The sequence below is a fragment of the Streptococcus oralis genome (genome assembly GCF_001579025.1).
In the GTDB taxonomy this organism is placed as follows: Bacteria; Bacillota; Bacilli; order Lactobacillales; family Streptococcaceae; genus Streptococcus; species Streptococcus oralis_X.
Genome location: NZ_KQ970235.1, coordinates 1119272 through 1144325, shown reverse-complemented (window position 1 = coordinate 1144325; position 25054 = coordinate 1119272). Strand labels below are relative to the sequence as shown.

Below are 25054 nucleotides of genomic sequence, written 5' to 3'. Positions count from 1 at the left end.
CGTTATTTCCTAGATGCTTTGTCAACGCGGATTTTCGAGTTGGACCGAGCAGGCTTGACCGAGTATCAGGGAAATTACCAGGACTATGTTCGCCTCAAGGTTGAACAAGATGAGCGTGACGCGGCACTTTTCCACAAAAAGGAACAACTCTATAAGCAAGAATTAGCCTGGATGCGTAGACAACCGCAGGCGCGTGCGACCAAGCAACAAGCTCGTATCAATCGTTTCCATGACTTGAAAAAGGAAGTTTCAGGTGGCGTTGCTGATACAGACTTGACCATGAACTTTGAAACCAGTCGGATTGGGAAGAAAGTCATCGAGTTTCAGGATGTTTCCTTTGACTATGAAAACAAGCCCATTTTGCAAGATTTTAATCTCTTGGTGCAAGCCAAAGACCGTATCGGAATCGTTGGGGACAACGGTGTGGGGAAGTCAACTCTGCTTAACCTCATCGCAGGGAGTCTTGAGCCGACTAAAGGTCAAGTTATCATCGGTGAGACGGTTCGCATTGCCTATTTCTCTCAACAAATCGAAGGCTTAGACGAGAGCAAGCGCGTTATCAATTACCTGCAGGAAGTAGCAGAAGAGGTAAAGACCAGTGGTGGTTCTACGACTTCCATTGCAGAATTGCTGGAGCAGTTCCTTTTCCCACGTTCAACCCATGGAACCCTGATTGAGAAATTGTCAGGTGGAGAGAAAAAACGTCTCTACCTTCTCAAATTGCTTTTGGAAAAACCAAATGTTCTTCTTTTGGATGAGCCGACCAATGACTTGGATATTGCAACTTTGACAGTTTTGGAGAATTTCTTGCAGAGTTTTGCAGGTCCTGTCTTGACAGTTAGCCACGATCGTTATTTCTTGGATAAGGTAGCGACCAAGATTCTCGCCTTTGAGAATGGCAAGATTCGTCCTTTCTTTGGTCATTACACCGACTATCTTGATGAAAAAGCCTTTGAAACAGAGATGGCCAATCAAGTGCAAAAGGCAGAAAAGGAAAAAGTAGTCAGGGTACGTGAAGACAAGAAACGCATGACCTACCAAGAAAAGCAGGAGTGGGCAAGCATTGAAGGCGATATTGAAACCTTGGAAAATCGTATTGCTGCTATTGAAGAAGCAATGCAGGCAAATGGCTCTGACTTTGGCAAACTAGCGACTCTTCAAAAAGAGCTAGACGAGAAAAACGAAGAACTCCTTGAAAAATACGAACGTTATGAATACCTTAGTGAGTTGGCATGATGGAAGAAAAAGTCATTAAACGTAGTCCCAAGAAAATCATTTGGAATACCTTGTTTGGCTTGGCTTCAGTGCTTTTCTTCTTGCTGCCTCTCTCTTATCTCCATTCGTACTCGCAAAAGGGAACTAAACTTCATACGATAAGTCTGTTATTAATACTGCTTGTCCTCTTTTGTGCTGGAGTAGTCGTTTATCAGACATACAGACTGTTAAGCTCTGATAAGGAATATTTGAAATGTACTGTCGAGGGGTTTTACTACAAACAAAATCCAAAGAAACTTAGTCGTTTCTATGCTTGGGCAGATGTAGAGGACTTTTCTTTCTCTCGGATTAGAGGGAAGTATAGGGATTCTTATCGTATTGAAGTCTATTTTAAAAACAAGGAAAATGTGAAATCCCAATCCTTTCTAACACTGCTGAAGAGAAGGGTTCTCCCTTTTTATCCGTCAGCAGATTTGATCATCCCGATCTTTCTACTAGATGTAGGACTTCCTGAAAGGGTCTATGAGGCCATGAAGTACTATGAAAGAGAATGGCGCATCGAGCAAAATCGCCAAGCTAGAAAACAGACCAAACAAGCTTCGAAAAGCAAATCTTCCAAGCCGTCATAGTCTGTCTTTGCTTAAAGTAGAATAATCAAAAAGGCCCTATCCACTGGATAGGGTCATTGTTTGTCTTCTTTTTTAGTTTCCTGATGAAAGATATTTTGCCAAGTTTCATGGCGACGCCAGATACTGGTATGGACGATACCATCTAACTCATAGCAGATGAGTTTGGTTTTCTGACTGATGGAAGTGATTTGAATATCCTTAATCGCAGCACTAAGTTCTTTTTCAGACTTATAAGCCTCTTTATCCATCTGCTCTCCATCTTGACGGATATAGAGAAAGTCCTCAGCAAGGAGTTCTTCTAGCTGATTTCCTTGGTCAATCAATTGCTCACGCATGAGAAGTTTTTTATAGACATTGTCCAAAATCTCGTCCTCAGGTATGGGAGCAGGCTCGATATGGACATCGGTATCAAAGACTCCAAAACGCTCTTCCAGCATGGATTCGACCTGGTCCGCAATTTCATGACTTTCATAAACAGACAAGTCAGGATTCATTTCTAGTGTAATATCCAGGTAGATATTGCTACCGTAGGTACGCCCTCTTTGGGACTTGACCTTACTAATCTTTGGAATCTCCATGATGGCCTTTTGGTAGTCCTCTAGCAGACGGTCGTCAAAACCATCTGAAAGACTAAAGGAAGACTCGATAAAGATATCATAGGCTGTCTTTAAGATAAAGAAAGTGATAATGATAGCGACTAATTTATCCACGATTGGATAATTGAAACTGCTGGCTAAGATAGCAATGGAAGTCCCAAGCGAGGTGACAGCATCGGAAAGATTGTCCTTGGCGGCAGCCTTGAGCGCCTTGGACTTGGATTTCTTACTGAGGCGAGTATTATAGAGATAAACTGCGAACATGACTGACGCAGAGACGACTCCGAGAGTTGCACCCAGAGGGTCGATAACCGTCTGTTCCCGACTGAGGATTTTCTGAATGGTGTCCCGAAGCACATCAAAACCAACATAGAACATGATGATGGAAGTAATCAAGCTAGCCAAATCTTCAATCTTCCAGTGACCAAAGCGATGGTCACGGTCTGCAGGTTGGCGGGCCATCCGAATCCCAATCAAGAGGGCAACGTTTCCGATAATATCGGATACGTTGTTGAAACCATCTGCCACCAAACTGGAAGAATGCAGGAGGTGACCAGTTGCCAATTTTGCTGCAGACAAGAGGAGGTAGGTTGAAATACTGATAATGGCTCCGCGCTCTGCCAATTTGAGATTTGACATGGATTGGTTCATCGGGCTTCCTTTCTAGTCATATAGTATTCTACCATTATACTGGTTTTCAAGGGAAAATTCAAATTTAGTCTTGTTTCATCTGATTTAAACCCTTGAAAACTTTTCAAATTTTGATATAATAGTACTACTCAAGGGAGTAGCTGGCAGAAACCTGTGATAGTGTCGTCATTCCGAATTGTATACTGAAAAGTATGTTTTCCGGCACTATCTTAAACAGCGAGACTTGTTATGATTAACAGGTCTCTTTTTGTTTGTCATAAAACTAAAAGAGACCTTGTTTTGCACACAATGTCAAGGAGGAGACACATGTCAAAAGAACAAAAACGCCAAGCGTTTTATACTCAAAGTCCCGAAGAAGTCTTGAAGTCGGTTGAAGCAACTGAACAAGGCCTTTCGTCAAGCGAAGCGCAGAAACGCCTAGCTGAATATGGGCGCAATGAACTCGAAGAGGGTGAGAAAAAATCTCTCTTGGTTAAATTCATCGAACAGTTTAAGGATTTGATGATTATTATTTTGGTGGCTGCAGCCATCTTGTCCGTCATAACTTCTGGTGGGGAAGATATTGCAGATGCCATCATTATTCTAGCAGTTGTTATCATCAACGCAGCCTTTGGTGTTTACCAAGAAGGAAAAGCAGAAGAAGCCATCGAAGCCCTCAAGTCTATGTCTAGTCCAGCAGCACGCGTTATTCGTGATGGGCATATGGCTGAGATTGACTCAAAAGAATTGGTACCAGGTGATATCGTTGCTCTTGAAGCAGGTGACGTCGTACCAGCAGACCTACGTTTGCTAGAAGCTAATTCTCTTAAAATCGAAGAAGCAGCTTTGACAGGTGAGTCTGTTCCAGTTGAAAAAGACTTGACTGTCGAGCTCTCTGCAGATGCTGGTATTGGTGACCGTGTCAATATGGCCTTCCAAAACTCAAATGTGACTTATGGTCGTGGTCTTGGTGTTGTTGTCAATACAGGTATGTACACGGAAGTTGGTCATATCGCTGGCATGCTCCAAGATGCGGATGAGACGGATACACCACTCAAACAAAACTTGAACAACCTTTCTAAGGTCTTGACCTATGCAATTTTGGTCATTGCCCTTGTTACTTTTGTAGTCGGAGTCTTCATTCAAGGTAAAAATCCACTTGGTGAGTTGATGACCTCTGTTGCGCTTGCTGTTGCAGCCATCCCAGAAGGACTTCCTGCTATCGTGACCATCGTTCTTGCCCTTGGTACTCAAGTTTTGGCCAAACGAAACTCTATCGTTCGTAAGTTGCCAGCAGTAGAAACACTTGGTTCGACTGAAATCATCGCTTCTGATAAGACTGGTACGCTTACCATGAACAAGATGACCGTCGAAAAGGTCTTCTATGACGCAGTCCTACATGACTCTGCTGATGATATTGAACTTGGCTTGGACATGCCGCTTCTTCGTTCTGTTGTCTTGGCCAACGATACCAAGATTGATGCTGAAGGAAACCTGATTGGGGATCCAACGGAAACAGCCTTCATCCAGTATGCCTTGGACAAGGGCTACGATGTTAAAGGATTTTTAGAGAAATATCCTCGTGTAGCTGAATTGCCGTTTGACTCAGATCGTAAACTCATGTCAACGGTTCACCCATTGCCAGATGGTAAATTCCTCGTGGCAGTCAAAGGGGCTCCAGATCAACTTTTGAAACGTTGTGTTGCTCGTGATAAAGCTGGAGATGTTGCTCCGATTGATGAGAAAGTCACTGAATTAATCCATACAAACAACTCTGACATGGCTCACCAAGCTCTGCGTGTCCTTGCAGGTGCTTATAAGATTATCGATAGTATTCCAGAAAATCTTACTTCTGAAGAGCTTGAAAACAACTTGATCTTTACTGGTTTGATTGGAATGATTGACCCTGAACGTGCCGAAGCAGCAGAAGCTGTTCGTGTAGCCAAGGAAGCTGGAATTCGTCCAATCATGATTACAGGTGACCACCAAGATACAGCAGAAGCTATTGCTAAACGTTTGGGAATTATCGACGAAAATGACTCGGAAGACCATGTTTTGACTGGGGCGGAACTCAATGAACTTTCTGATGAAGAATTTGAAAAAGTCGTTGGTCAATACTCTGTTTATGCGCGTGTATCTCCAGAACACAAGGTTCGTATCGTGAAGGCTTGGCAAAACCAAGGTAAGGTCGTTGCCATGACAGGTGACGGTGTCAACGATGCGCCAGCTCTGAAAACAGCCGATATCGGTATCGGTATGGGAATCACTGGTACAGAGGTTTCTAAGGGAGCTTCTGACATGATTCTTGCAGATGATAACTTTGCGACTATCATCGTCGCAGTTGAAGAAGGACGTAAGGTCTTCTCAAATATTCAAAAGACAATTCAGTACTTGCTTTCTGCCAATACGGCTGAAGTATTAACCATCTTCTTATCAACCTTGTTTGGTTGGGATGTCCTACAGCCAGTTCATCTCTTGTGGATTAACTTGGTAACGGATACCTTCCCAGCTATCGCTCTCGGTGTTGAGCCAGCTGAGCCAGGTGTTATGACCCACAAACCACGTGGACGCAAATCAAGTTTCTTCTCAGGTGGGGTCATGAGTTCCATTATTTATCAAGGTGTACTTCAAGGGGCACTCGTCTTGACTGTTTATGGTCTTGCTCTTGCTTATCCGGTCCATGTAGGAGATAATCAAGCCATTCACGCGGATGCCCTCACTATGGCCTTTGCAACGCTTGGTTTGATTCAGCTCTTCCATGCCTACAACGTCAAGTCTGTTTACCAATCCATCTTGACAGTCGGACCATTCAAGTCTAAGACCTTCAACTGGTCTATCTTGGTATCCTTCATCCTCTTGATGGCAACAATCGTTGTAGAACCGCTTGAAGGTATCTTCCACGTAACCAAACTAGACTTGTCACAATGGGCTATTGTTCTGGCTGGAAGCTTCTCAATGATATTTATCGTCGAAATCGTCAAGTTTGTTCAACGTAAACTTGGTCTTGATAAGAACGCGAATTTAAAAAGAAAGTCATCTTCGGATGGCTTTTTTTGCATTTGAGGGAAAGGACTAGAAGTTGCCCTCTTTTGTGCTATAATAAAGTAAAGTAGCAAGGAGTGAAAGAGAATGGAAAAGAAAATTGTCCGAGATGTCTTATTCTTGTCGCAGGTATCGAAACCTGCAAGTCAGGAAGACATTTATCTAGCTAGAGATTTGCAGGATACCCTGCTGGCTAATCGCGAGACCTGTGTCGGTCTGGCAGCAAATATGATTGGGGTGCAGAAGCGCGTGATTATCTTTAATCTTGGCCTAGTTCCCATGGTCATGTTTAACCCCATTCTCCTTTCCAATAAAGGACCTTACGAGACAGAGGAAGGGTGTTTGTCTTTGACTGGTGTTCGACCAACGACCCGTTATGAAACGATTACGGTTTCCTATCGCGATAGCAAGTGGCAGGAGCTGACCATTACGCTAACAGGTTTTCCAGCTCAGATCTGCCAGCATGAGCTGGATCATTTGGAAGGACGGATTATTTAGGAGGAACTCAGATGAAACGTATACTCTTTGAACTTGTTTTTATCGCAACGACCTGGTATATCTTTTTGCCTCCCTTCAATCTTACTAGCTGGGAATTCATCTTCTTTCTCTGTGGGCATCTGGTGGTGATGGGGATTTTGTTTAGTGTCCGCAAGAATACCAATCTCCTGAAGACAGTTCACCTACGCCATGGCAAGGCTACCAAAGATCTCAATCTAGAAGGATTCCTTTTTACCAAACTTAGTAGAGGATTGTTTCTGACTGCAGGCCTTATCTTTGCCCTTGCTGGTTTGGTAAGCCTAGTGACCTCTAGCTTTTTCCAAGCAAAAAATTATGCTAATGTGGTGTCTATCACAGAAAAAGATTTTAAAGATTTTCCTAAGAGTGATACCAGTAAGGTTCCAATCCTAGATCGGAGCACTGCAGAGAAGATTGGAGACCGTTATCTAGGTTCTCTGACGGATAAGGTCTCCCAGTACGTCGCAGCAGATACTTATACCCAGTTGACGGTTGATGGCAAACCCTATCGGGTGACCCCTTTGGAGTATGCCGACCCGATCAAATGGTTTAATAATCAGTCCAAGGGAATTGGTGAGTATATCAAGGTTGATATGGTGACAGGAAATGCAGAATTGGTGGATTTAAAAACGCCAATGAAGTATTCAGACTCTGAGTATTTTAACCGTGACGTTAAACGTCATCTTCGGATCAAGTACCCAACCAAGATTTTTAAAAGGCCCTCCTTTGAGGTGGATGATGAAGGCAATCCCTTCTATGTAGCAACCGTTTATCAAAAGCAGTTTGGTCTAGGAGTCCCGCGTCCTTCATCTGTTATTATCTTAGATGCCACCAATGGAGAAACCAAGGAATACAGCTTGGATGAAGTACCAGAATGGGTGGATCGTGTCTATCCAGCAGAAGAAACCATCGAACAAATCAACTACAACGGCAAGTATAAAGATGGCTTCTGGAATGCCTTGATTTCTAAGAAAAATGTTACTCAAACGACTGAGGGCTATAACTATCTTTCTATCGGAAATGACATCTATCTCTATACGGGGGTGACTTCAGCCAACGCTGACGAAAGTAATCTAGGATTTATCCTTGAAAATATGCGCACTGGTGCAATCACCAAGTACAATCTAGCTTCAGCAACCGAAGAATCAGCCCGTGCTTCCGCAGAAGGAGCAGTGCAAGAGAAGGCCTACAAGGCCACCTTCCCTATTCTTGTCAATCTCAATGACAAACCACTCTATATCATGGGCTTGAAGGACAATGCAGGCTTGGTCAAGGAGTACGCATTGGTCGATGCCGTGGAGTACCAAAACGTTATCGTAGCAACTACGGTAGATGAACTCCTCAGCAAGTATGCCAATAAAAACGACCTCGAGCTGGATAATGAAACGGTAGAAAACATCAAGGGAGTGGTTTCAGACCTTAAATCAGCTGTCATCAAGGGGGATACCGTCTATTTCTTTAAAGTTGATGGCAAGATTTATAAGGTCAAGGCTTCAGTGTCAGACGACCTTCCTTACCTCGAAAATGGTCAATCCTTTGAAGGTCAAGTTGGAAAAGATAACTATCTCAAGAACTTTAAAGTACAATAATACTCTTCGAAAATCTCTTCAAACTACGTCAGCGTCGCCTTGCCGTACTCAAGTACTGCCTGCGGCTAGCTTCCTAGTTTGCTCTTTGATTTTCATTGAGTATAAAAATAGGTTTTCTCAGTTCAAGGAGAAAAAAGATAAATTCTTATCTATCTTAACAAGCTTAGCTGGCACAGCCCTTGTTCTCGTGGCTATCTGGTTAGGATGGCCAAAATAAACAGAGAAACCTCGGTATGAACCGAGGTTTTTAAGATGAAATTCTTGGTCGTGGTTGAAAAATATGCTACACTAACAATATGAAAATTTTAATCCCAACAGCCAAAGAAATGAACACAAACCTTCCCCTTGTCGAAGCGCTCCCCTTGAGGGAAGAAAGTCAGGCAGTCCTTGACTCACTTGCGCATTACTCAGCTAGTGAATTAGAGACTTTTTATAAGGTATCTGCCGAGAAAGCAGAAGAAGAGTACGCTCATATTCAAGCTCTAAAAAATCACAGGGCTAAATATTATCCAGCCTTGAAACTCTTCGATGGTCTCATGTATCGCCACATCAAACGAGATGGGTTAACCGAGGCTGAACAAACCTATCTTGAAAATCATATCCTGATTACCTCGGCTTTATACGGTGTTGTCCCTGCCTTATCTCCCATGGCTCCTCACCGTTTGGATTTCTTGATGAAGTTAAAAGTTGCTGGTAAGACTTTAAAGAGTCATTGGAAGTCAGCCTACGATGAGGCACTTCAGGATGAGGACTTGATATTCTCCCTCCTATCATCAGAGTTTGAAACCGTATTTTCGAAGGAAATTAGAGAAAAGATGGTGACCTTCAAATTTATGGAGGACAAGGAAGGCCAGTTAAAAATCCACTCAACCATTTCAAAAAAAGCCCGTGGTGCCTTTTTGACCGCCTTGATAGAGGGGCAAGTTCAAACTGTTGAACAAGCTCGCAAGCTCAGTTTTGCAGGTTTTGATTACCGACCTGATTTATCAAGTGATTTAGAACTCGTCTTTGTGAAACAAACATAAAACCAGCTCATTCGAGCTGGTTTTTACTAGATTAGTTGATGGCTGCAAGAAGGTCGTCAGCTTGTTTTTCAAGTGATGAAGCAGTTGCTTCTTCTAACACCAATTTTCCGTCTGCCCAAGCAGAGTCATTGACACGAGCGGCAGTAAAGTTACCAACGACTTGTGTACGGATAAATGGCAAGAGGTCTTTATAAATCGCAAAGAGTTGTTCGTGACCGGCATTGGCTACAGATGAGACAGTAACAAACTTGTCTTGGAGGGCAGAAGCACCACGTGTATCAGACAAATCAATGGCACGAGAGAGCCAGTCAAGCAAGTTTTTCACTGTTCCAGGGATAGAGAAGTTGTAGACTGGAGAGAAGATCCAGATAGCATCCGCAGCAAGGACTGCTTCACGAGCAGCATCTACAGCTGGATGAGTTGGAACTTCCAAATCTTGGCTGAAGAGAGGAACAGCTGAGTAATCAAGATAGCTAACTTCCGCTTTTCCAGCAAGTGCTTTTTCAGCTTCGAGGGCCATTTGGTGGTTGAAAGAACCTTGGCGAAGTGAACCGACGATAAATAATACTTTTTTAGACATGATATGTCTCCTTTAGTTTAAAATTCAAAGAGCGAACCCTTTTGTTACCATCTATGTTACAACAAATGATACTAATTAGCAATAATTTTGCTCACAAATTTTTAAATTTTTTTAAAATGCGGATTAAATCTTCCTTTTCACCATCTTCCAAGATGCTGAGTGCTTCTACGATCGAATCGATATGGTCAGGAAGAACCTCTTCGATTTTTCTGCGTCCTGCAGGTGTTAATTTCAGGAAAAAAGAGCGACGATCCTTGGGGTCACAAGTTCTAGAAATCCACCCATCTCGAACCATATTTCGAATGACAACAGTCATATTTCCAGAAGTGGCTAGCATTTTTTCAATCAAATCCTGAATGCGTAGTTCCCCCTTGCTATAGAGGGTTTCCAGAACGGAAAATTGGGTGGGTGTTAGCCCGTGTTCTTTAGCAGCCTTAGCTTCATATGGTTTAAAAGTCCGTATGACTTTATTGAGGATGATAGCTGTTTTTAAGTCTAGTTGATTATCGGAAATTTTCTCTTTCAAATATTGTTTCATAAGGTTATTTTATCAATAATGAGAGAGAAAAACAAGAACTTATATTTTACAGGAAAAGAATCTTAGAATGTTCCTATCTTCACTTGTAATAAAGGAGGAGAGATGGTAAAATAGACGAGTGAAACTAAGACAGAAAAAAGCAAAAAACAAGCTACTTATACAGTATGGAATCGGCATTGCTCTGGTAGTACTAGTCATGACGACTTCCTTCCTTTATCTGATATCACTCAGCATGAAACCCTATCAAGATGCTAGACTTGAGGGAGAAAAACTAGCCAAGCAGTATGCAGAATTGGAACAGGTAGATCAGGTTGATTTCTACAATGGTCTAGAGGGCTATTACAGTGTTCTGGGACATAATAAAAAGCAAGAGGCCATTGCCGTACTGATTGAAAAGAATGACCACAAGATTTATGTTTATCAGCTTGATAAGGGGATTTCTCAAGACAAGGCAGCGACGATTTCGAGGGAAAAAGGAGCTAGCGACATTGATAAGATCACCTTTGGTCGTTATCAGGACAAGCCGATTTGGGAAGTTAAGTCAGGAAACCAGTACTATCTGGTCGACTTTGAAACAGGAGCAGTGATCCAATAAGGAGGGCATATGAAACTATCCAAACGTGTACTAGAGATGGAAGAAAGCGTCACTCTAGCCAGTGATGCAAGAGCCAAAGCATTAAAAGCTCAGGGAAAAGATGTTCTTTTCTTAACCTTGGGACAGCCTGATTTTCATACTCCTGAAAACATTCAGGATGCAGCGATAGAAGCGATTCGTGATGGACGAGCTTCCTTTTATACAGTTGCTTCAGGTCTGCCAGACTTAAAGGCTGCGGTTAATACCTATTTTGAACGCTACTACGGGTATTCCGTAGCGGCTAACGAGGTTACCTTTGCCACTGGTGCTAAGTTCTCTCTCTACACCTTCTTTATGGCTGTGGTCAATCCAGGTGATGAGGTCATCATTCCTACACCATACTGGGTCAGCTATGGAGACCAGGTCAAGATGGCAGAAGGTGTGCCAGTCTTTGTCCAGGCTAAGGAAGACAATCACTTTAAAGTAACAGTAGAGCAGCTAGAAGCAGCCCGAACAGATAAGACCAAGGTCTTGGTTCTCAATTCACCATCGAATCCGACTGGTATGATTTACTCTCGTGAGGAACTCATGGCTATGGGAAATTGGGCTGTTGCGCATGATGTCCTTATCCTAGCAGATGATATTTATGGACGTCTGGTTTATAACGGGAACGAATTTGTTCCAATTTCTAGTCTGTCAGAAGCCATTCGCAAGCAAACCATCGTGATTAATGGTGTATCTAAGGCCTATGCCATGACTGGTTGGCGGGTAGGTTATGCTGTGGGAAATCCTGAAATTATCGCTGCTATGAGCAAACTAACAGGACAAACAACCTCTAACTTGACTGCCGTATCGCAATATGCTACCGTTGAAGCCCTGACTGGACCGCAAGACTCTGTTGAAACCATGCGCCAAGCCTTTGAAGAGCGTTTGAATACCATTTATCCACTCTTGTGCAAAGTGCCAGGATTTGAAGTTGTCAAGCCCCAAGGAGCCTTCTATCTCTTCCCGAATGTTAAAAAAGCGATGGAGATGAAGGGGTATACCGATGTGACAGAGTTTACAACGGCTATTCTCGAAGAAGTCGGCCTTGCCTTGATTACAGGAGCTGGATTTGGAGCACCAGAAAATGTTCGTCTCAGCTATGCCACAGACATGGATACTTTAAAAGAAGCTATTCACCGTTTGCATCGGTTTATGGAAAAATAAAACTTAGAATCTTCGCCTTTTTAGCGAAGATTTTTTGTAACGAAAATCTCGCGATTTTCTCTAGTAGAACCTAGCTATCGCAGTCTATTTATGGTAAAATAGTGGGTAATGATGTCTTCGGACAAGTTAAACGAAAAAAGGAAGATAGATTATGACAAAACGTGTAACAATTATCGATGTAAAAGACTACGTTGGTCAAGAAGTGACCATCGGAGCCTGGGTTGCCAACAAATCTGGAAAAGGGAAAATTGCCTTCTTGCAATTGCGTGATGGGACAGCCTTCTTCCAAGGTGTAGCATTTAAACCAAACTTTATTGAAAAGTTCGGTGAGGAAGTGGGGCTAGAGAAGTTTGATACGATTAAACGCCTAAGCCAAGAAACTTCTGTTTATGTGACAGGAATTGTCAAAGAAGACGAACGTTCTAAGTTTGGCTATGAGTTGGATATTACAGACATCGAAGTGATCGGTGAATCTCAAGACTACCCAATCACACCAAAAGAACACGGAACAGACTTCTTGATGGACAACCGTCACTTGTGGCTCCGCTCTCGTAAGCAAGTAGCGGTTATGCAAATCCGTAACGCGATTATCTATGCGACTTATGAGTTTTTCGACAAGAACGGCTTCATGAAATTTGATAGCCCAATTCTTTCAGGAAACGCAGCAGAAGATTCAACTGAACTCTTTGAAACAGATTACTTTGGAACACCAGCCTACTTGAGCCAATCAGGTCAGCTTTACCTAGAAGCAGGGGCTATGGCTCTTGGTCGTGTCTTTGACTTTGGTCCAGTATTCCGTGCTGAAAAATCAAAAACACGCCGTCACTTGACTGAGTTCTGGATGATGGATGCGGAGTACTCTTACTTGACACATGATGAGTCACTTGACTTGCAAGAAGCTTACGTAAAAGCCCTTCTTCAAGGTGTTCTTGACCGTGCACCTCAAGCCTTGGAAACCTTGGAACGTGATACAGAGCTCTTGAAACGCTACATTGCAGAGCCATTCAAACGCATCACTTACGATCAAGCCATTGACCTCTTGCAAGAGCATGAAAATGATGCTGATGCAGACTACGAGCATTTGGAACATGGAGATGACTTTGGTTCACCACACGAAACTTGGATTTCAAACCACTTTGGTGTACCAACCTTCGTTATCAACTACCCAGCAGCCATCAAGGCCTTCTACATGAAACCAGTTCCTGGAAATCCAGAACGCGTGCTTTGTGCAGACTTGCTTGCACCAGAAGGATATGGAGAAATCATTGGTGGATCTATGCGTGAGGAAGACTACGATGCTCTTGTAGCAAAGATGGAAGAACTGGGTATGGATCGTACAGAATATGAATTTTACCTTGACCTTCGTAAATACGGTACAGTACCACATGGTGGATTTGGTATCGGTATTGAACGTATGGTCACTTTCGCAGCAGGTACAAAACACATCCGTGAAGCTATTCCATTCCCACGTATGTTGCACCGTATCAAACCATAAACTAGTAAAAAGAAGATATTTTCATCTTCTTTTTTCACTTTTATCTTGCTATCTATCAGTTTTTCTAGTATAATAGTTTATTGTGAGCAAACCTCACTTACCCCTTGCAAAGACTAGGGGTCATTAGACCAAAAGGAGGAAATATCAATGGCTAAATACGAAATTCTTTATATCATTCGTCCAAACATTGAAGAAGAAGCGAAAAACGCTTTGGTAGCACGTTTTGACTCTATCTTGACTGACAACGGTGCAACTGTTGTTGAATCAAAATCATGGGAAAAACGTCGTCTTGCATATGAAATCCAAGATTTCCGCGAAGGACTTTACCACATCGTTAACGTTGAAGCAAACGATGACGCAGCTCTTAAAGAGTTTGACCGTCTTTCAAAAATCAACGCTGACATTCTTCGTCACATGATCGTCAAACTTGACGCGTAAGAAGGTAAATTATGATTAACAATGTTGTACTTGTAGGGCGTATGACACGTGACGCTGAGTTGCGTTATACCCCATCAAATGTAGCAGTTGCGACTTTTACTCTTGCAGTAAACCGTACATTTAAGAGTCAAAATGGCGAACGTGAGGCTGATTTCATCAATGTCGTTATGTGGCGCCAACAGGCTGAAAATCTTGCCAACTGGGCTAAAAAAGGCTCTCTTATCGGGATCACAGGCCGTATCCAGACTCGTAGTTACGATAACCAGCAAGGACAACGTGTCTACGTAACAGAAGTCGTGGCTGAGAATTTCCAAATGTTGGAAAGCCGCGGAGTGCGTGAAGGACATACAGGTGGAGCTTATTCTGCACCAACTGCTGGTCAATCAGCACCTGCAAATCCAGTACCAGACTTTTCACGTTCTGAAAATCCCTTTGGAGCAACCAATCCATTGGACATTTCAGATGATGATTTACCATTCTAATGGACAATTAATACTATAAAGGAGAAAAAACATGGCTCAACAACGTCGTGGCGGATTCAAACGCCGTAAAAAAGTTGATTACATCGCAGCAAACAAAATTGAATATGTTGATTACAAAGATACTGAGCTTCTTAGCCGTTTCGTTTCAGAACGTGGGAAAATCCTTCCACGTCGTGTAACAGGAACTTCAGCTAAAAACCAACGTAAAGTAACAACAGCTATCAAACGCGCTCGCGTAATGGCTTTGATGCCTTTCGTAAACGAAGATTAAAAAAGAGGTCCAGTGGACCTCTTTTTCATGAGCTCGGAAATAAGAAAGCGAATTAAGACCCCGACGGGTCTTTTTTTCTACGAGCTTTGAAATGAGAAGGTGAGTTCAGTCTGGGTGGACCTCTTTTTCAGATTTTTATAGGACTTTGTTAGAAAGGATTCCCTGTTGACCTAGTAAGATTCTTTTGTCTTACTAGGTTTTTTCTTTTAATCTTTATTATCGTGCTATAATGGTAGGAGAAAGCTATAAAGGAGCAGCTTATGAAGACGACATGTTCAATTAGAAAAATGCAAGAATCTGACATAAAAGAACTATCTCGAGGATTTATCAGCCAAGGTTGGTCGGGTAGAGAAGAAATTTTGGCTAGATATTTTCTTGAACAAGAATGTGGGGAGAGAGAAGTCTTAGTTGCAGAGGTTGAGGATGCTGTAGCGGGTTACATTACGATTTTACCCGATGCTAAGCAGGGTCCCTTTGCTGGAATGGCTCCAGAACTTTCAGATTTCAATGTCTTTGAGCCCTTTCAAAATCAAGGTATTGGAAATCTCTTGCTGGAAGAAGCAGAAAAACGAGTTAGGCTCATATCGGATAAGGTGACCCTTGGTGTTGGGCTCCATTCAGGGTATGGACCTGCCCAGAGATTGTACATCAAACGAGGCTATATTCCAGATGGGACGGGTGTTTGGTATCAGAACCATCAACCGGCCATGAATGCGGTTTGTGAAGATATCGGAGAATTGGTCTTGTATCTGTCGAAAAATTTGTTTTAAGACAGATTTTATAAGGTTTAAATTTTAAATATAGTAAACAACAATCACAGTCCCTTTTTCATTCGAAAAAGGAATTTTTTTGTTTGAAATTGTTTGATTTATTCCTCAAAGTGGTAAAATATAATTGTTTGAATTATCAAGATAAAAATAAATATCAAAAAAAACATATAAGGTTTAGTTTTTTTAAAATACGGATTCTTTTGAAAAGTCTTAAAATTTCCTAAAATAAGGCTTTTTAAAGGTTGTAAATAATATTGTTACAAAAAGGTTACAAATTGTTAAAATGAAATGAAATGAAATAATATAATTTGGAAAAAATTTGACATATAAATAAATTGACGGTAAAATAATTATGAAAGTCAAATTAATTGAAATTGGAACTATTCGATATACAAATTAATATGATTTATCAAATTTTATTATAGTAGAAGGATAGCGTAATGAAGAAACTGAAAGTGATGGTTGTTTTTGGAACACGACCAGAAGCTATTAAAATGGCCCCTTTAGTGTTAGAATTGCAAAAACATAGTGACAGCATTGAGACGATCACAGTTGTGACAGCTCAGCACCGTCAAATGCTTGATCAAGTTCTTGAAACTTTTAGCATCGAGCCACATTATGACCTGGATATTATGGGGAAAAATCAATCCCTTTTAGATATTACTGGAAAAATTTTAGAAAAGTTTGATCCAGTTGTTAAGCAAGAACTTCCAGATATAATTCTTGTTCATGGAGATACAACAACAACTTTTGCAGCAAGTTTAGTTGCTTTCTATAATCAGGTACGTATCGGCCACGTTGAAGCTGGTCTAAGGACCTTTGATAAGTATTCTCCTTTCCCAGAAGAAATGAATCGTCAGATGACTGATAACTTAGCGGATCTTTATTTTGCTCCAACTAGTGAGAGTAAAGAAAATCTCCTCAAGGAAAATCATCCTGAGTCTGCTATTGTCATTACGGGAAATACAGCCATTGATGCCTTGAAACTAACCGTTCAATCGGATTACTATCATGATGTTCTAGATCAATTGGATCCAGATAAGAAACTTGTATTGGTAACCATGCACCGTCGTGAGAATCAAGGTCAACCAATGAGAAATGTCTTTGCAGCTTTACGTGAGATGGTCGATCTTCATCAGGAAATTGAAGTTGTTTATCCTGTTCACCTTAGCCCTGCCGTGCAAGAAGCAGCAAACGATATCTTAGCTGGTCACGATCGTATTCACTTGATTGAGCCTTTAGATGTACTTGATTTTCATAATTTGGCTTCAAGAAGCTATTTTATCATGACTGACTCTGGAGGTGTTCAAGAAGAGGCGCCTTCTCTCGGCAAACCTGTCCTTGTCCTTCGTGACACGACGGAACGTCCAGAAGGAGTAAGAGCAGGTACTTTGAAGCTAGTTGGTACGGATCCAGTACGTGTGAAAGAAGCAATGGCAGCACTCTTAACAGATGAAACTCTTTATAGACAAATGTCTCAGGCACCAAATCCTTATGGAGATGGAAGAGCCTCTGAAAGAATCGTACAATCCATTCAACAGTACTTTGGTGCAGCGACTTCTGTATCTGAATTCAAAGGGGGGAAATAAGATAAAATGAAAAATTGGAGTCAATTTAAAAACTGGCTTATGGCTTTGCTTGCTTGTGAGGTCATTCTTTTGGTGCTTTGTTTTTTGTATGCTCGAGCAATCATTTTAGAACAAATCTTGTTTTTAGCTTTAGCCTTGTTTGCAGTGTTGGTATTATCTGACCTTTTGCTTACTTGGACCCTTATCTTAGCATTTGGTTTTGGGCTTATCGTTTTGGTTGCGGGTGTGGTTTATATCCCAATCATTCAACTGATCTTCTTATTAATCAGTTTTCCACTTTTGATTGGGATTCTACTTAAAGTTCGTTATTATTTCTTCAAGGTGGTCTCAAAGGTACAAGAACAGGAAGACGAAGCTCGAGCAGATTATCAAGCGATGGTCACTGAACAAAGTGATGTTACGGTTCAATCTCTATTGATTCATTGGGCACATGAAGATTTGTTCTTCCAGATTAAACCCAAAGAACATAACCAGATGCTCAGTCGTATTCAAGAGGTGATTGCTCAGGAATTGAGTTACAACGATAAGCTCTATTACGTTTCGGATGGTAATTTTCTCGTTCTATCGAGTACTAATCAACATTCTTTGAAGGAACTTTACTTTAGTGGTTTGCAGGAGAAACTGAGCAGTTTAGTTTTTCATGGAGAAGATGGCAATCAAGGAATTCAGTTCCAAACAGGCTATTTGGTGATTAACTCTGATAATAAAGATAAATACCAAGACTACGCAGATGTTGCCAGTCATCTCAAACGTCAACTAGAGACAGATGTAATTGTAGAATATTAGGAGGGAAACATGACTTTAACCGAACTATTTTTTGGTATTGCTTTGGGACTCAGTCTCACCTTTGGCATTTGTTTTATCATATTATTTATTGCATACAATATTCTTTACCATCGAGTGAACAAAAATTTTAAGGCGGTGAATCATGATTAGTCAAATACTGATGATTTTTACCTTGCTTACAATTTGGATTTCTCTAGCTTGGGGATTGGTAATTCTCTTTTCGGCAGTGCACTTTTGGTTTAAACACAGTGATTTTCGTGTAGATACCTCGCCGCTACCTTATTATCCTAAGGTTACCATTGTTGTTCCTGCTCATAATGAGGATGTGGTTATTGCCCAAACGGCAAAAGCTATCTTGGATATGAACTATCCTCACGACCGTGTGGAGTTGCTCTTGTTTGCGGATAACTGTTCGGACAATACCTATGCAGAATGTTTGTCTGTACAAGCCATGCCTGAATATGCAGGAAGAAATCTGACTATTATCGACCGTACTGGTACGGGAGGAAAAGCGGGCGTTCTAAACGATGCTTTGGAGATGGCAACAGGCGAATACATCTGTGTTTATGATGCAGATGCTATGCCTGAAAAGAACGCCCTTTATTTCCTTGTCAAAGAAGTGATGAAGGACCCAGAACGCCACGTGGCATCTTTCGGCCGCAACAAGACTCGAAATGCCAATCAAAATTTCTTGACTCGTTGTATCAACCAGGAAATCGTTGTTACTCAGCGCGTGCACCACGTTGGAATGTGGCATCTCTTTAAAATTGGGCGTATCCCTGGAACCAACTTCATCATTCAAACCGACTTTGTAAAGAGCATCGGTGGTTGGAAAAATGGTGCCTTAACCGAGGATACCGATATTTCCTTCAAAATCATGCAGAGTGGTAAATTGATTGCCCTTGCCTATAATTCAGAGGCTTTCCAACAAGAACCTGAGACCTTAAAGAGTTACTATATGCAGCGGAAACGCTGGGCAAAAGGAAATTACGAAGTTGTTCTCTCAAACTTTAAGCATCTATTTGGCAGAGCAAACTGGCGCGTTAAACTAGAAGTCTTTAACTATTCATGTGTTTTCTTTTGGTTTAACTTTGCCATTGTTCTTTCGGATTTGATTTTCCTAGCGAATGTGCTAGCGATCTGTCTTAATCTTTTCTTCCCAGATGTCAGGGTTCCATTTGCTTTTGATGCGGACAATATCTACATCGCCCAGCTCATGCTCTTTAACTGGATTCTCATGATTGGTCTTTATCTGATGCAAATTATGACAGCATTGGCAAGTCAATTTGGACAAGCTACTACAAAGCAAATCTGGTTGGCTTTGGCTGCCTATTTCACTTATGCACAGATGTTTATCGTTGTTTCCATTGATTCCATTTCTTCAATCGTTCTGGACAAGGTACTCCGAAGAAAAGAAACCAAGTTGGTTAAAACCAAGCGATTTGCAGGATAGGAGGTTCTATGAAAACGAATAAATTAAAATATGTATGGTTTGTGCTCATCCTTTCTATCTTTTGTTTAACCTTGTTTTTGGCAAGAGGAAGGACTAAAATCGAGATGCGGAATCGAATTTACAGCCAATGGAGCCAACAGTTCCTTGTTACAAAAGGCGATCAGTCTTATGTTCGTACGACGAGTGATTCGGAGGGAACAACAGTTCTATCTGAAGCCCAAAGTTACGGCATGCTCATAACGGTTTTAGCAGCCCAAAAAGGGCAAGCAAGTCAAGCAGATTTTGAGAGTCTTTATCGCTATTACCAAAATCATCGTATTGAGGGAACGCAGTTGATGTCTTGGAAGCAAGTGATCAAAAATGATAGCGAAACGGTCGAGAAACAAAACGCAACCGATGGTGATCTCTATATTGCTTATTCTTTGATTGAAGCTGCCAAGCAGTGGCCTGATAAGGCGCAGGAATACCAAGCGCAAGCTAAAAAAATATTGGATGATATCCTTAAATACAATTACAATGAAGAGACAGGTGTCCTAACAGTAGGAAACTGGGCAAACAAGGATTCCAATTATTATTACTTGATGCGGACGTCTGATACTCTTCCTCACTATTTCCAGTCTTTCTATGACCTGACTGGAAATAAACAGTGGTTAGATGTTAAGGATAAGATGCTTGGGCAATTGGAGCAAATCAGTTCTCATTCTGATACTGGACTTTTGCCAGACTTTATCTGGGCTGAGAAGTCAGGGGCACGTCTTGTTGATGCCAACACTATCGAATCTCAATATGATGGAGCGTATTCTTATAACGCTTGCCGTTTGCCATATCACTTGTCTCAGAGTCAGGAAGAAAGAAGCCAAAAACTCGTTCAAAAGATGATGGATTTCTTTATGAAAGAGCAACGTATCTATGCTGGCTATGACTTGAACGGAACGGCCCTCAACCAATACCAGGCAGGTAGTTTCTTGGCACCGATTACCTATGCGTCTGACAAGGGAGAAGGTTATCTGAAACTTCTTCAACAAAATAAATACATTTTCACACAAGATTTACCTTTGGACAACTACTATGATGCAACGATGATTACCATGATTGCTCTAGAGATGTTCTAGGATGAAAAGAGAGGGCTAGTTCAACTGGCTCTCTTTTTGATAGGATTTTCATCTTTTTTCAAAAAAGGAATTTCCTAAGGTTTATGGTATAATGGAAAGAGTGATAAAAAAGAGGTAGAGAGATGGATGCGAAATTAAAATACAAGGCAAAGAAGATTAAAATCGTCTTTTTTGATATCGACGATACCTTGCGTACGTCAAAGACAGGTTTTATTCCAGCTACAATTCCCACTGTCTTTAAACAGTTGCGTGAAAAAGGAATTTTAACAGGAATCGCCTCTGGACGTGGTATTTTCGGTGTTGTTCCAGAGATTCGTGAGCTCAAACCGGACTTTTTTGTAACCTTAAATGGGGCTTATATCGAAGATAAAAAAGGCCAGGTCATTTATCAACATCAGATTGACAAGTCAGATGTTGAGGAGTACATCTCTTGGACGAAGGAAGAGGGAATTGAGTATGGTTTGGTTGGTAGTCATGACGCCAAACTCTCTACTCGAACAGAACTGATCAGTGAGGCTATTGACCCGATTTACCCAAACTTGGATGTGGATCCTAACTTCCATGAAAAAGCGGATATATACCAGATGTGGACCTTTGAGGATAAAGGGGCTGATTTGCACCTACCAGATAGTCTCTCAGGTAAACTTCGAATGGTGCGTTGGCATGAACATTCATCTGATATCGTGCCGATTTCAGGATCCAAAGCAACTGGTGTAGCCAAGGTTGTAGAACATCTAGGCTTGAAACCAGAGAATGTCATGGTCTTTGGGGATGGTCTCAATGACTTGGAACTCTTTGATTATGCTGGAATCAGTATTGCTATGGGAGTTTCCCACGAAAAGATCAAAGAAAAAGCAGATTATATTACAAAAACAGTAGAAGAAGATGGCATTTTTGATGCCTTAGAAGGATTTGGTATGGTAAAAAAAGAATTGCATTTCCCACAAGTAGAAATTGAAACAGTAGAAGGTCCTCTTGCGACCATTAAGACAAATCGCGGAGACTTGCGTATCAAGCTCTTCCCTGAACATGCTCCTAAAACAGTGGCTAACTTTGTTGCTCTGTCAAAAGATGGTTACTATGATGGTGTGATTTTCCACCGAATTATCAAGGACTTTATGATCCAAGGTGGAGACCCAACTGGTACTGGTATGGGTGGTGAGTCAATCTATGGTGACTCTTTTGAAGATGAATTTTCAGAAGAGCTCTACAATATCCGTGGTGCCCTTTCTATGGCCAATGCGGGTCCAAATACCAATGGTAGCCAGTTCTTTATCGTACAAAACCAACATTTGCCGTACTCTAAGAAAGAGATTGCGCGTGGTGGCTGGCCTGAACCAATCGCTGAGATCTATGCAGAACAAGGTGGAACTCCTCACCTTGACCGCCGCCATACTGTTTTCGGGCAGTTGGTAGATGCTGAATCATTTGCGGTCTTGGATGCCATTGCAGCTGTTGAGACTGGCGCAATGGATAAACCAGTTGAAGATGTAGTTATTGAAACGATTGAAATTGAGGACTAGAATGAAAATTGGTGATAAGCTAACTGGGCGTATTACAGGAATTCAGCCCTATGGTGCCTTTGTTGAGTTAGAGACAGGGGTGACAGGGCTGATTCACATCTCGGAGATTCGGACGGGATTTATTGAAAATATCTATGACATTTTAAAAATTGGCGATGAAGTCCAAGTTCAGGTGGTGGATTTTGATGAATACACTGGGAAGGCTAGTCTTTCCATACGTACCTTGGAAGAGGAAAAACATCAATTGCCAAGACGGAGACGTTTTTCAAATGATCGGATCAAGCATGGTTTTGCTCCTCTTGCCCGAATGATGCCTGTTTGGACGCGTGAGGCATTAGAGCATTTAAAGAAGAAGCCATAAATACGATTATCTAAATCATTTGTAATATTAATATAATTTGTTATAATAAAAGTATGAAAGAAGAACAATTATTAAAACCAGGAGAGCGAATCAATCAGCTCTTTTCAACAGATATAAAGATCATCCAAAATAGAGAGGTGTTTAGCTATTCGGTGGATAGTGTTCTTTTATCACGCTTTCCTCGCTTCCCTAAACGGGGTTTAATTGTGGACTTTTGTGCTGGAAATGGTGCAGTGGGACTTTTTGCTAGTTCACGTACTCAGGCGCGGATAATATCTGTAGAGATTCAGGAGCGTTTGGCGGATATGGCAGAGCGTTCGGTTCAGTTGAACGGCTTGGAAGAGCAGATGCAGGTCATCTGTGATGATTTGAAAAATATGCCTGCCCACATTCAGGGAAGTAAGGTGGATATGATTTTGTGCAATCCGCCTTATTTTAAGGTGGATCCGCATTCCAATCTGAACGAAAGTGAACACTACCTTCTGGCCAGACACGAAATTACGACTAACCTGAAAGAAATTTGCCGTAGTGCTCAGAGTATTCTCAAGTCTAATGGCCGTTTGGCCATGGTTCATCGTCCAGATAGGCTCTTGGATATCTTGGACATGCTTCAACGCCACAATTTGGCACCTAAGCGCCTGCAATTTGTCTATCCTAAACGTGAGAAGGAGGCCAATATGCTCTTAATCGAAGCTATCAAGGATGGATCGACCAGTGGCTTTAAGGTCTTGCCACCTCTCATCGTTCACAATGATGATGGTTCCTATACACCAGAAATTCAAGAGATTTACTATGGATCATAAGGCCTATATGTATGTGGTGGAGTGTCGTGACGGTTCTTACTATACGGGCTATACAACGGATGTGAAGAGGCGCCTTGCCGTTCATAATAGTGGTAAGGGAGCCAAGTATACCCGAGCTCGCTTGCCAGTCAAACTCATCTATGTAGAGGGTTTTGCCACTAAGGAAGAAGCCATGTCTGCCGAAGCTCTCCTCAAACGAAAGAAACGTCCACAGAAAGAACGATTTTTATCTGAAAATCAAGAGAAAAATCTAGTCAACCATATTGATGTCTAACGAGGAGTCCTTTGGCTCCTCTTACTTTTGTCAAAAGAGGAAAAAAGTGCTACAATAAGATGAATAAATTTAAAGAGGTATTATCATGTCTAAGATTCTAGTATTTGGTCACCAAAATCCAGACTCAGATGCCATCGGGTCATCTGTAGCCTTTGCTTACCTTGCAAAAGAGGCTTATGGATTGGACACAGAAGCTGTAGCACTTGGAACTCCTAATGAAGAAACAGCTTTTGTTTTGAACTATTTTGGTGTAGAAGCACCACGCGTCATCACATCTACTAAAGCAGAAGGTGCAGAGCAAGTCATCTTGACTGACCACAATGAATTCCAACAGTCAGTGTCAGATATCGCTGAAGTAGAAGTTTACGGAGTAGTGGATCACCACCGTGTGGCTAACTTTGAAACTGCAAGCCCACTCTACATGCGCTTGGAACCAGTTGGATCAGCATCTTCTATCGTTTACCGCATGTTCAAAGAACATGGTGTGGCAGTTCCTAAAGAAATCGCAGGTTTGATGCTTTCAGGTTTGATTTCAGATACCCTTCTTTTGAAATCACCAACAACTCACCCATCTGATAAAGTGATTGCGCCTGAATTGGCTGAATTAGCTGGTGTCAACTTGGAAGAGTACGGTCTTGCTATGCTGAAAGCTGGTACAAACTTGGCTAGTAAATCTGATGAAGAATTGATTGACATCGATGCTAAGACTTTTGAACTCAATGGAAATAAGGTTCGTGTTGCCCAAGTCAATACAGTTTATATCGCTGAAGTCTTGGAACGCCAAGCAGAAATCGAAGCAGCAATGCAAGCAGCTAATGCAGCAAACGGCTACTCTGACTTTGTTTTGATGATTACAGATATCGTCAACTCAAACTCAGAAATCCTTGCTCTTGGATCAAACATGGACAAGGTGGAAGCAGCTTTCAATTTCAAACTTGAAAACAACCACGCTTTCCTTCCAGGTGCTGTTTCACGTAAGAAACAAGTGGTCCCACAGTTGACTGAAAGCTTTAATGCTTAAGATTTTAGGTGTTATTTCAAAATAGAAAACGGTGTTTTCCATATAGTTAAAGGGGTTTCGGCTCCTTTTTTTCTAGGAGAGAAAGATGTTAGAAAATGGTGATTTGATTTTTGTGAAGGACCTTTCAGATATGGGGCAGGCCATCCAGGTTTCTACTGGGAACTATAGTCATGTAGCAATCTTTTTGGACGGTTTCATCTACCATGCTAGTGGGCAAGCTGGTGTCATTTGTCAAGAACCGGCTGAATTTTTTGAACCGACTCATCTTTACGACCTTTATGTCTATCCAGAGCTGGAAGTTGACTTGGTAAAGGAGAAGGCTTGCCAGCATCTAGGTGCTCCATATAATAGCTCGTTTTATCCAGATGAGTCTGGTTTTTACTGCTCCCAGTACATCGCTGAAATCCTACCGATTTTTGAAACTATTCCCATGAAATTTGGGGATGGGGAGCAGGAGATCAGTGATTTTTGGAGAGAATACTACAGGAAACTCGAACTTTCTGTGCCTCTGAATCAACCAGGGACCAATCCTA

Annotated in this window: 28 protein-coding genes; 25 read left to right on the top strand and 3 right to left on the bottom strand. The window is 41.6% G+C overall.

Annotation, left to right across the window (positions count from 1 at the left end):
* Together SORDD27_RS05485 and SORDD27_RS05480 are read left to right on the top strand one after the other, a co-directional pair.
* A partial coding sequence (locus SORDD27_RS05485) for an ABC-F family ATP-binding cassette domain-containing protein (RefSeq protein ID WP_061427808.1) occupies window positions 1-1236 on the top strand: 1236 nt, incomplete at its 5' end.
* The gene (locus SORDD27_RS05480; protein WP_061427806.1) at window positions 1233-1844 is read left to right on the top strand and encodes a hypothetical protein; all 612 of its coding nucleotides are present in this window, start codon (window positions 1233-1235) and stop codon (window positions 1842-1844) included. The genes SORDD27_RS05485 and SORDD27_RS05480, both read left to right, overlap by 4 nt.
* 53 nt (window positions 1845-1897) lie before the next feature.
* Here the strand turns inward: SORDD27_RS05480 and mntE are convergent, their stop codons facing one another.
* The gene (mntE, locus tag SORDD27_RS05475; protein ID WP_061427803.1) at window positions 1898-3091 is read right to left on the bottom strand and encodes a CDF family manganese efflux transporter MntE; all 1194 of its coding nucleotides are present in this window, start codon (window positions 3089-3091) and stop codon (window positions 1898-1900) included.
* Between the two features lie 306 nt (window positions 3092-3397).
* Here mntE and SORDD27_RS05470 point away from each other — a divergent pair, with 306 nt between their 5' ends.
* From SORDD27_RS05470 to yaaA, 5 genes are all read left to right on the top strand, one after another.
* Window positions 3398-6133 (top strand): cation-translocating P-type ATPase, encoded by a 2736-nt coding sequence (locus tag SORDD27_RS05470; protein WP_061427801.1) that lies wholly within the window; start codon window positions 3398-3400, stop codon window positions 6131-6133.
* Window positions 6134-6199: 66 nt separating this feature from the next.
* Entirely contained in the window at window positions 6200-6610 is a 411-nt protein-coding gene (locus SORDD27_RS05465; protein ID WP_000412250.1) for a peptide deformylase, read from the top strand.
* An 11-nt stretch (window positions 6611-6621) separates the two neighbouring features.
* Window positions 6622-8217 carry a hypothetical protein gene (locus tag SORDD27_RS05460; protein WP_061427799.1) on the top strand — a complete coding sequence of 532 codons (1596 nt, stop codon included), beginning with the start codon at window positions 6622-6624 and terminating at the stop codon, window positions 8215-8217.
* An 85-nt stretch (window positions 8218-8302) separates the two neighbouring features.
* Window positions 8303-8434: a DUF3953 domain-containing protein gene (locus SORDD27_RS09735; protein WP_002874755.1), complete on the top strand. Its 132-nt coding sequence runs from the start codon at window positions 8303-8305 to the stop codon at window positions 8432-8434.
* 79 nt (window positions 8435-8513) lie between these two features.
* Complete coding sequence (gene yaaA, locus SORDD27_RS05450; RefSeq protein ID WP_061427795.1) at window positions 8514-9242, top strand: peroxide stress protein YaaA; 729 nt, start codon at window positions 8514-8516, stop codon at window positions 9240-9242.
* A gap of 31 nt (window positions 9243-9273) precedes the next feature.
* Here yaaA and SORDD27_RS05445 read toward each other — a convergent pair whose 3' ends face one another.
* Both SORDD27_RS05445 and SORDD27_RS05440 read right to left on the bottom strand, forming a co-directional pair.
* A complete protein-coding gene (locus SORDD27_RS05445) occupies window positions 9274-9822 on the bottom strand; it encodes an NADPH-dependent FMN reductase (protein WP_000039638.1) in 549 nt (182 codons plus the stop codon).
* A 91-nt stretch (window positions 9823-9913) separates the two neighbouring features.
* On the bottom strand, window positions 9914-10360 hold the full coding sequence (locus SORDD27_RS05440; RefSeq protein ID WP_000816314.1) for a MarR family winged helix-turn-helix transcriptional regulator: 447 nt from the start codon (window positions 10358-10360) through the stop codon (window positions 9914-9916).
* A 118-nt stretch (window positions 10361-10478) separates the two neighbouring features.
* Here SORDD27_RS05440 and SORDD27_RS05435 point away from each other — a divergent pair, with 118 nt between their 5' ends.
* From SORDD27_RS05435 to SORDD27_RS05355, 18 genes are all read left to right on the top strand, one after another.
* Complete coding sequence (locus tag SORDD27_RS05435) at window positions 10479-10955, top strand: cell wall elongation regulator TseB-like domain-containing protein (RefSeq protein ID WP_000776850.1); 477 nt, start codon at window positions 10479-10481, stop codon at window positions 10953-10955.
* Between the two features lie 9 nt (window positions 10956-10964).
* Window positions 10965-12143 carry a pyridoxal phosphate-dependent aminotransferase gene (locus SORDD27_RS05430; protein WP_061427793.1) on the top strand — a complete coding sequence of 393 codons (1179 nt, stop codon included), beginning with the start codon at window positions 10965-10967 and terminating at the stop codon, window positions 12141-12143.
* 151 nt (window positions 12144-12294) lie between these two features.
* On the top strand, window positions 12295-13638 hold the full coding sequence (asnS, locus tag SORDD27_RS05425) for an asparagine--tRNA ligase (RefSeq protein ID WP_061427792.1): 1344 nt from the start codon (window positions 12295-12297) through the stop codon (window positions 13636-13638).
* A gap of 147 nt (window positions 13639-13785) precedes the next feature.
* Entirely contained in the window at window positions 13786-14076 is a 291-nt protein-coding gene (gene rpsF, locus SORDD27_RS05420) for a 30S ribosomal protein S6 (RefSeq protein WP_001151782.1), read from the top strand.
* 11 nt (window positions 14077-14087) lie between these two features.
* Entirely contained in the window at window positions 14088-14558 is a 471-nt protein-coding gene (gene ssbA / locus SORDD27_RS05415) for a single-stranded DNA-binding protein SsbA (RefSeq protein ID WP_000609596.1), read from the top strand.
* Between the two features lie 31 nt (window positions 14559-14589).
* Window positions 14590-14829, top strand: a complete 240-nt coding sequence (gene rpsR / locus SORDD27_RS05410) for a 30S ribosomal protein S18 (RefSeq protein ID WP_000068664.1) — start codon at window positions 14590-14592, stop codon at window positions 14827-14829.
* A gap of 260 nt (window positions 14830-15089) precedes the next feature.
* Window positions 15090-15599 carry a GNAT family N-acetyltransferase gene (locus SORDD27_RS05405; RefSeq protein ID WP_061427790.1) on the top strand — a complete coding sequence of 170 codons (510 nt, stop codon included), beginning with the start codon at window positions 15090-15092 and terminating at the stop codon, window positions 15597-15599.
* A 440-nt stretch (window positions 15600-16039) separates the two neighbouring features.
* Window positions 16040-17188: a non-hydrolyzing UDP-N-acetylglucosamine 2-epimerase gene (gene wecB / locus SORDD27_RS05400; protein WP_061427788.1), complete on the top strand. Its 1149-nt coding sequence runs from the start codon at window positions 16040-16042 to the stop codon at window positions 17186-17188.
* Window positions 17189-17194: 6 nt separating this feature from the next.
* Window positions 17195-17974, top strand: coding sequence for a hypothetical protein (locus tag SORDD27_RS05395; protein ID WP_033630033.1), 780 nt, complete (start codon window positions 17195-17197; stop codon window positions 17972-17974).
* Between the two features lie 9 nt (window positions 17975-17983).
* Window positions 17984-18124, top strand: coding sequence for a hypothetical protein (locus SORDD27_RS10335; protein WP_231069306.1), 141 nt, complete (start codon window positions 17984-17986; stop codon window positions 18122-18124).
* Window positions 18117-19427, top strand: coding sequence for a glycosyltransferase family 2 protein (locus tag SORDD27_RS05390; protein ID WP_061427786.1), 1311 nt, complete (start codon window positions 18117-18119; stop codon window positions 19425-19427). The genes SORDD27_RS10335 and SORDD27_RS05390 overlap by 8 nt, the downstream gene beginning before the upstream one ends.
* An 8-nt stretch (window positions 19428-19435) precedes the next feature.
* Window positions 19436-20539, top strand: coding sequence for a family 8 glycosyl hydrolase (locus tag SORDD27_RS05385; RefSeq protein ID WP_061427784.1), 1104 nt, complete (start codon window positions 19436-19438; stop codon window positions 20537-20539).
* A 122-nt stretch (window positions 20540-20661) separates the two neighbouring features.
* Window positions 20662-22062: a bifunctional Cof-type HAD-IIB family hydrolase/peptidylprolyl isomerase gene (locus SORDD27_RS05380; protein ID WP_061427782.1), complete on the top strand. Its 1401-nt coding sequence runs from the start codon at window positions 20662-20664 to the stop codon at window positions 22060-22062.
* A 1-nt stretch (window position 22063) separates the two neighbouring features.
* Window positions 22064-22423, top strand: coding sequence for a S1 RNA-binding domain-containing protein (locus SORDD27_RS05375; protein ID WP_000689618.1), 360 nt, complete (start codon window positions 22064-22066; stop codon window positions 22421-22423).
* Window positions 22424-22476: 53 nt separating this feature from the next.
* Window positions 22477-23226 carry a tRNA1(Val) (adenine(37)-N6)-methyltransferase gene (locus SORDD27_RS05370; RefSeq protein ID WP_000657018.1) on the top strand — a complete coding sequence of 250 codons (750 nt, stop codon included), beginning with the start codon at window positions 22477-22479 and terminating at the stop codon, window positions 23224-23226.
* Entirely contained in the window at window positions 23216-23500 is a 285-nt protein-coding gene (locus SORDD27_RS05365) for a GIY-YIG nuclease family protein (RefSeq protein WP_061427780.1), read from the top strand. The genes SORDD27_RS05370 and SORDD27_RS05365 overlap by 11 nt, the downstream gene beginning before the upstream one ends.
* 85 nt (window positions 23501-23585) lie before the next feature.
* On the top strand, window positions 23586-24521 hold the full coding sequence (locus SORDD27_RS05360; protein WP_061427778.1) for a manganese-dependent inorganic pyrophosphatase: 936 nt from the start codon (window positions 23586-23588) through the stop codon (window positions 24519-24521).
* Window positions 24522-24606: 85 nt separating this feature from the next.
* Window positions 24607-25054, top strand: a 448-nt coding sequence (locus SORDD27_RS05355; protein WP_061427776.1) for a YiiX/YebB-like N1pC/P60 family cysteine hydrolase, incomplete at its 3' end; no start/stop codon positions are given.

What these genes read in the sequence shown, in the direction of transcription:
- SORDD27_RS05380 (WP_061427782.1), top strand. Translation starts at nt 20,662, where the DNA reads ATGGATGCGAAATTAAAATACAAGGCAAAGAAGATTAAAATCGTCTTT.
- SORDD27_RS05480 (WP_061427806.1), top strand. Translation starts at nt 1,233, where the DNA reads ATGATGGAAGAAAAAGTCATTAAACGTAGTCCCAAGAAAATCATTTGG.
- SORDD27_RS05465 (WP_000412250.1), top strand. Translation starts at nt 6,200, where the DNA reads ATGGAAAAGAAAATTGTCCGAGATGTCTTATTCTTGTCGCAGGTATCG.
- SORDD27_RS05390 (WP_061427786.1), top strand. Translation starts at nt 18,117, where the DNA reads ATGATTAGTCAAATACTGATGATTTTTACCTTGCTTACAATTTGGATT.
- SORDD27_RS05360 (WP_061427778.1), top strand. Translation starts at nt 23,586, where the DNA reads ATGTCTAAGATTCTAGTATTTGGTCACCAAAATCCAGACTCAGATGCC.
- SORDD27_RS05440 (WP_000816314.1), bottom strand. Translation starts at nt 10,360, where the DNA reads ATGAAACAATATTTGAAAGAGAAAATTTCCGATAATCAACTAGACTTA.
- SORDD27_RS05470 (WP_061427801.1), top strand. Translation starts at nt 3,398, where the DNA reads ATGTCAAAAGAACAAAAACGCCAAGCGTTTTATACTCAAAGTCCCGAA.
- SORDD27_RS10335 (WP_231069306.1), top strand. Translation starts at nt 17,984, where the DNA reads ATGACTTTAACCGAACTATTTTTTGGTATTGCTTTGGGACTCAGTCTC.
- SORDD27_RS05445 (WP_000039638.1), bottom strand. Translation starts at nt 9,822, where the DNA reads ATGTCTAAAAAAGTATTATTTATCGTCGGTTCACTTCGCCAAGGTTCT.
- SORDD27_RS05405 (WP_061427790.1), top strand. Translation starts at nt 15,090, where the DNA reads ATGAAGACGACATGTTCAATTAGAAAAATGCAAGAATCTGACATAAAA.
- SORDD27_RS05395 (WP_033630033.1), top strand. Translation starts at nt 17,195, where the DNA reads ATGAAAAATTGGAGTCAATTTAAAAACTGGCTTATGGCTTTGCTTGCT.
- SORDD27_RS05460 (WP_061427799.1), top strand. Translation starts at nt 6,622, where the DNA reads ATGAAACGTATACTCTTTGAACTTGTTTTTATCGCAACGACCTGGTAT.
- wecB (WP_061427788.1), top strand. Translation starts at nt 16,040, where the DNA reads ATGAAGAAACTGAAAGTGATGGTTGTTTTTGGAACACGACCAGAAGCT.
- SORDD27_RS05385 (WP_061427784.1), top strand. Translation starts at nt 19,436, where the DNA reads ATGAAAACGAATAAATTAAAATATGTATGGTTTGTGCTCATCCTTTCT.
- rpsF (WP_001151782.1), top strand. Translation starts at nt 13,786, where the DNA reads ATGGCTAAATACGAAATTCTTTATATCATTCGTCCAAACATTGAAGAA.
- ssbA (WP_000609596.1), top strand. Translation starts at nt 14,088, where the DNA reads ATGATTAACAATGTTGTACTTGTAGGGCGTATGACACGTGACGCTGAG.
- SORDD27_RS05430 (WP_061427793.1), top strand. Translation starts at nt 10,965, where the DNA reads ATGAAACTATCCAAACGTGTACTAGAGATGGAAGAAAGCGTCACTCTA.
- SORDD27_RS05370 (WP_000657018.1), top strand. Translation starts at nt 22,477, where the DNA reads ATGAAAGAAGAACAATTATTAAAACCAGGAGAGCGAATCAATCAGCTC.
- SORDD27_RS05365 (WP_061427780.1), top strand. Translation starts at nt 23,216, where the DNA reads ATGGATCATAAGGCCTATATGTATGTGGTGGAGTGTCGTGACGGTTCT.
- yaaA (WP_061427795.1), top strand. Translation starts at nt 8,514, where the DNA reads ATGAAAATTTTAATCCCAACAGCCAAAGAAATGAACACAAACCTTCCC.
- SORDD27_RS05375 (WP_000689618.1), top strand. Translation starts at nt 22,064, where the DNA reads ATGAAAATTGGTGATAAGCTAACTGGGCGTATTACAGGAATTCAGCCC.
- asnS (WP_061427792.1), top strand. Translation starts at nt 12,295, where the DNA reads ATGACAAAACGTGTAACAATTATCGATGTAAAAGACTACGTTGGTCAA.
- rpsR (WP_000068664.1), top strand. Translation starts at nt 14,590, where the DNA reads ATGGCTCAACAACGTCGTGGCGGATTCAAACGCCGTAAAAAAGTTGAT.
- mntE (WP_061427803.1), bottom strand. Translation starts at nt 3,091, where the DNA reads ATGAACCAATCCATGTCAAATCTCAAATTGGCAGAGCGCGGAGCCATT.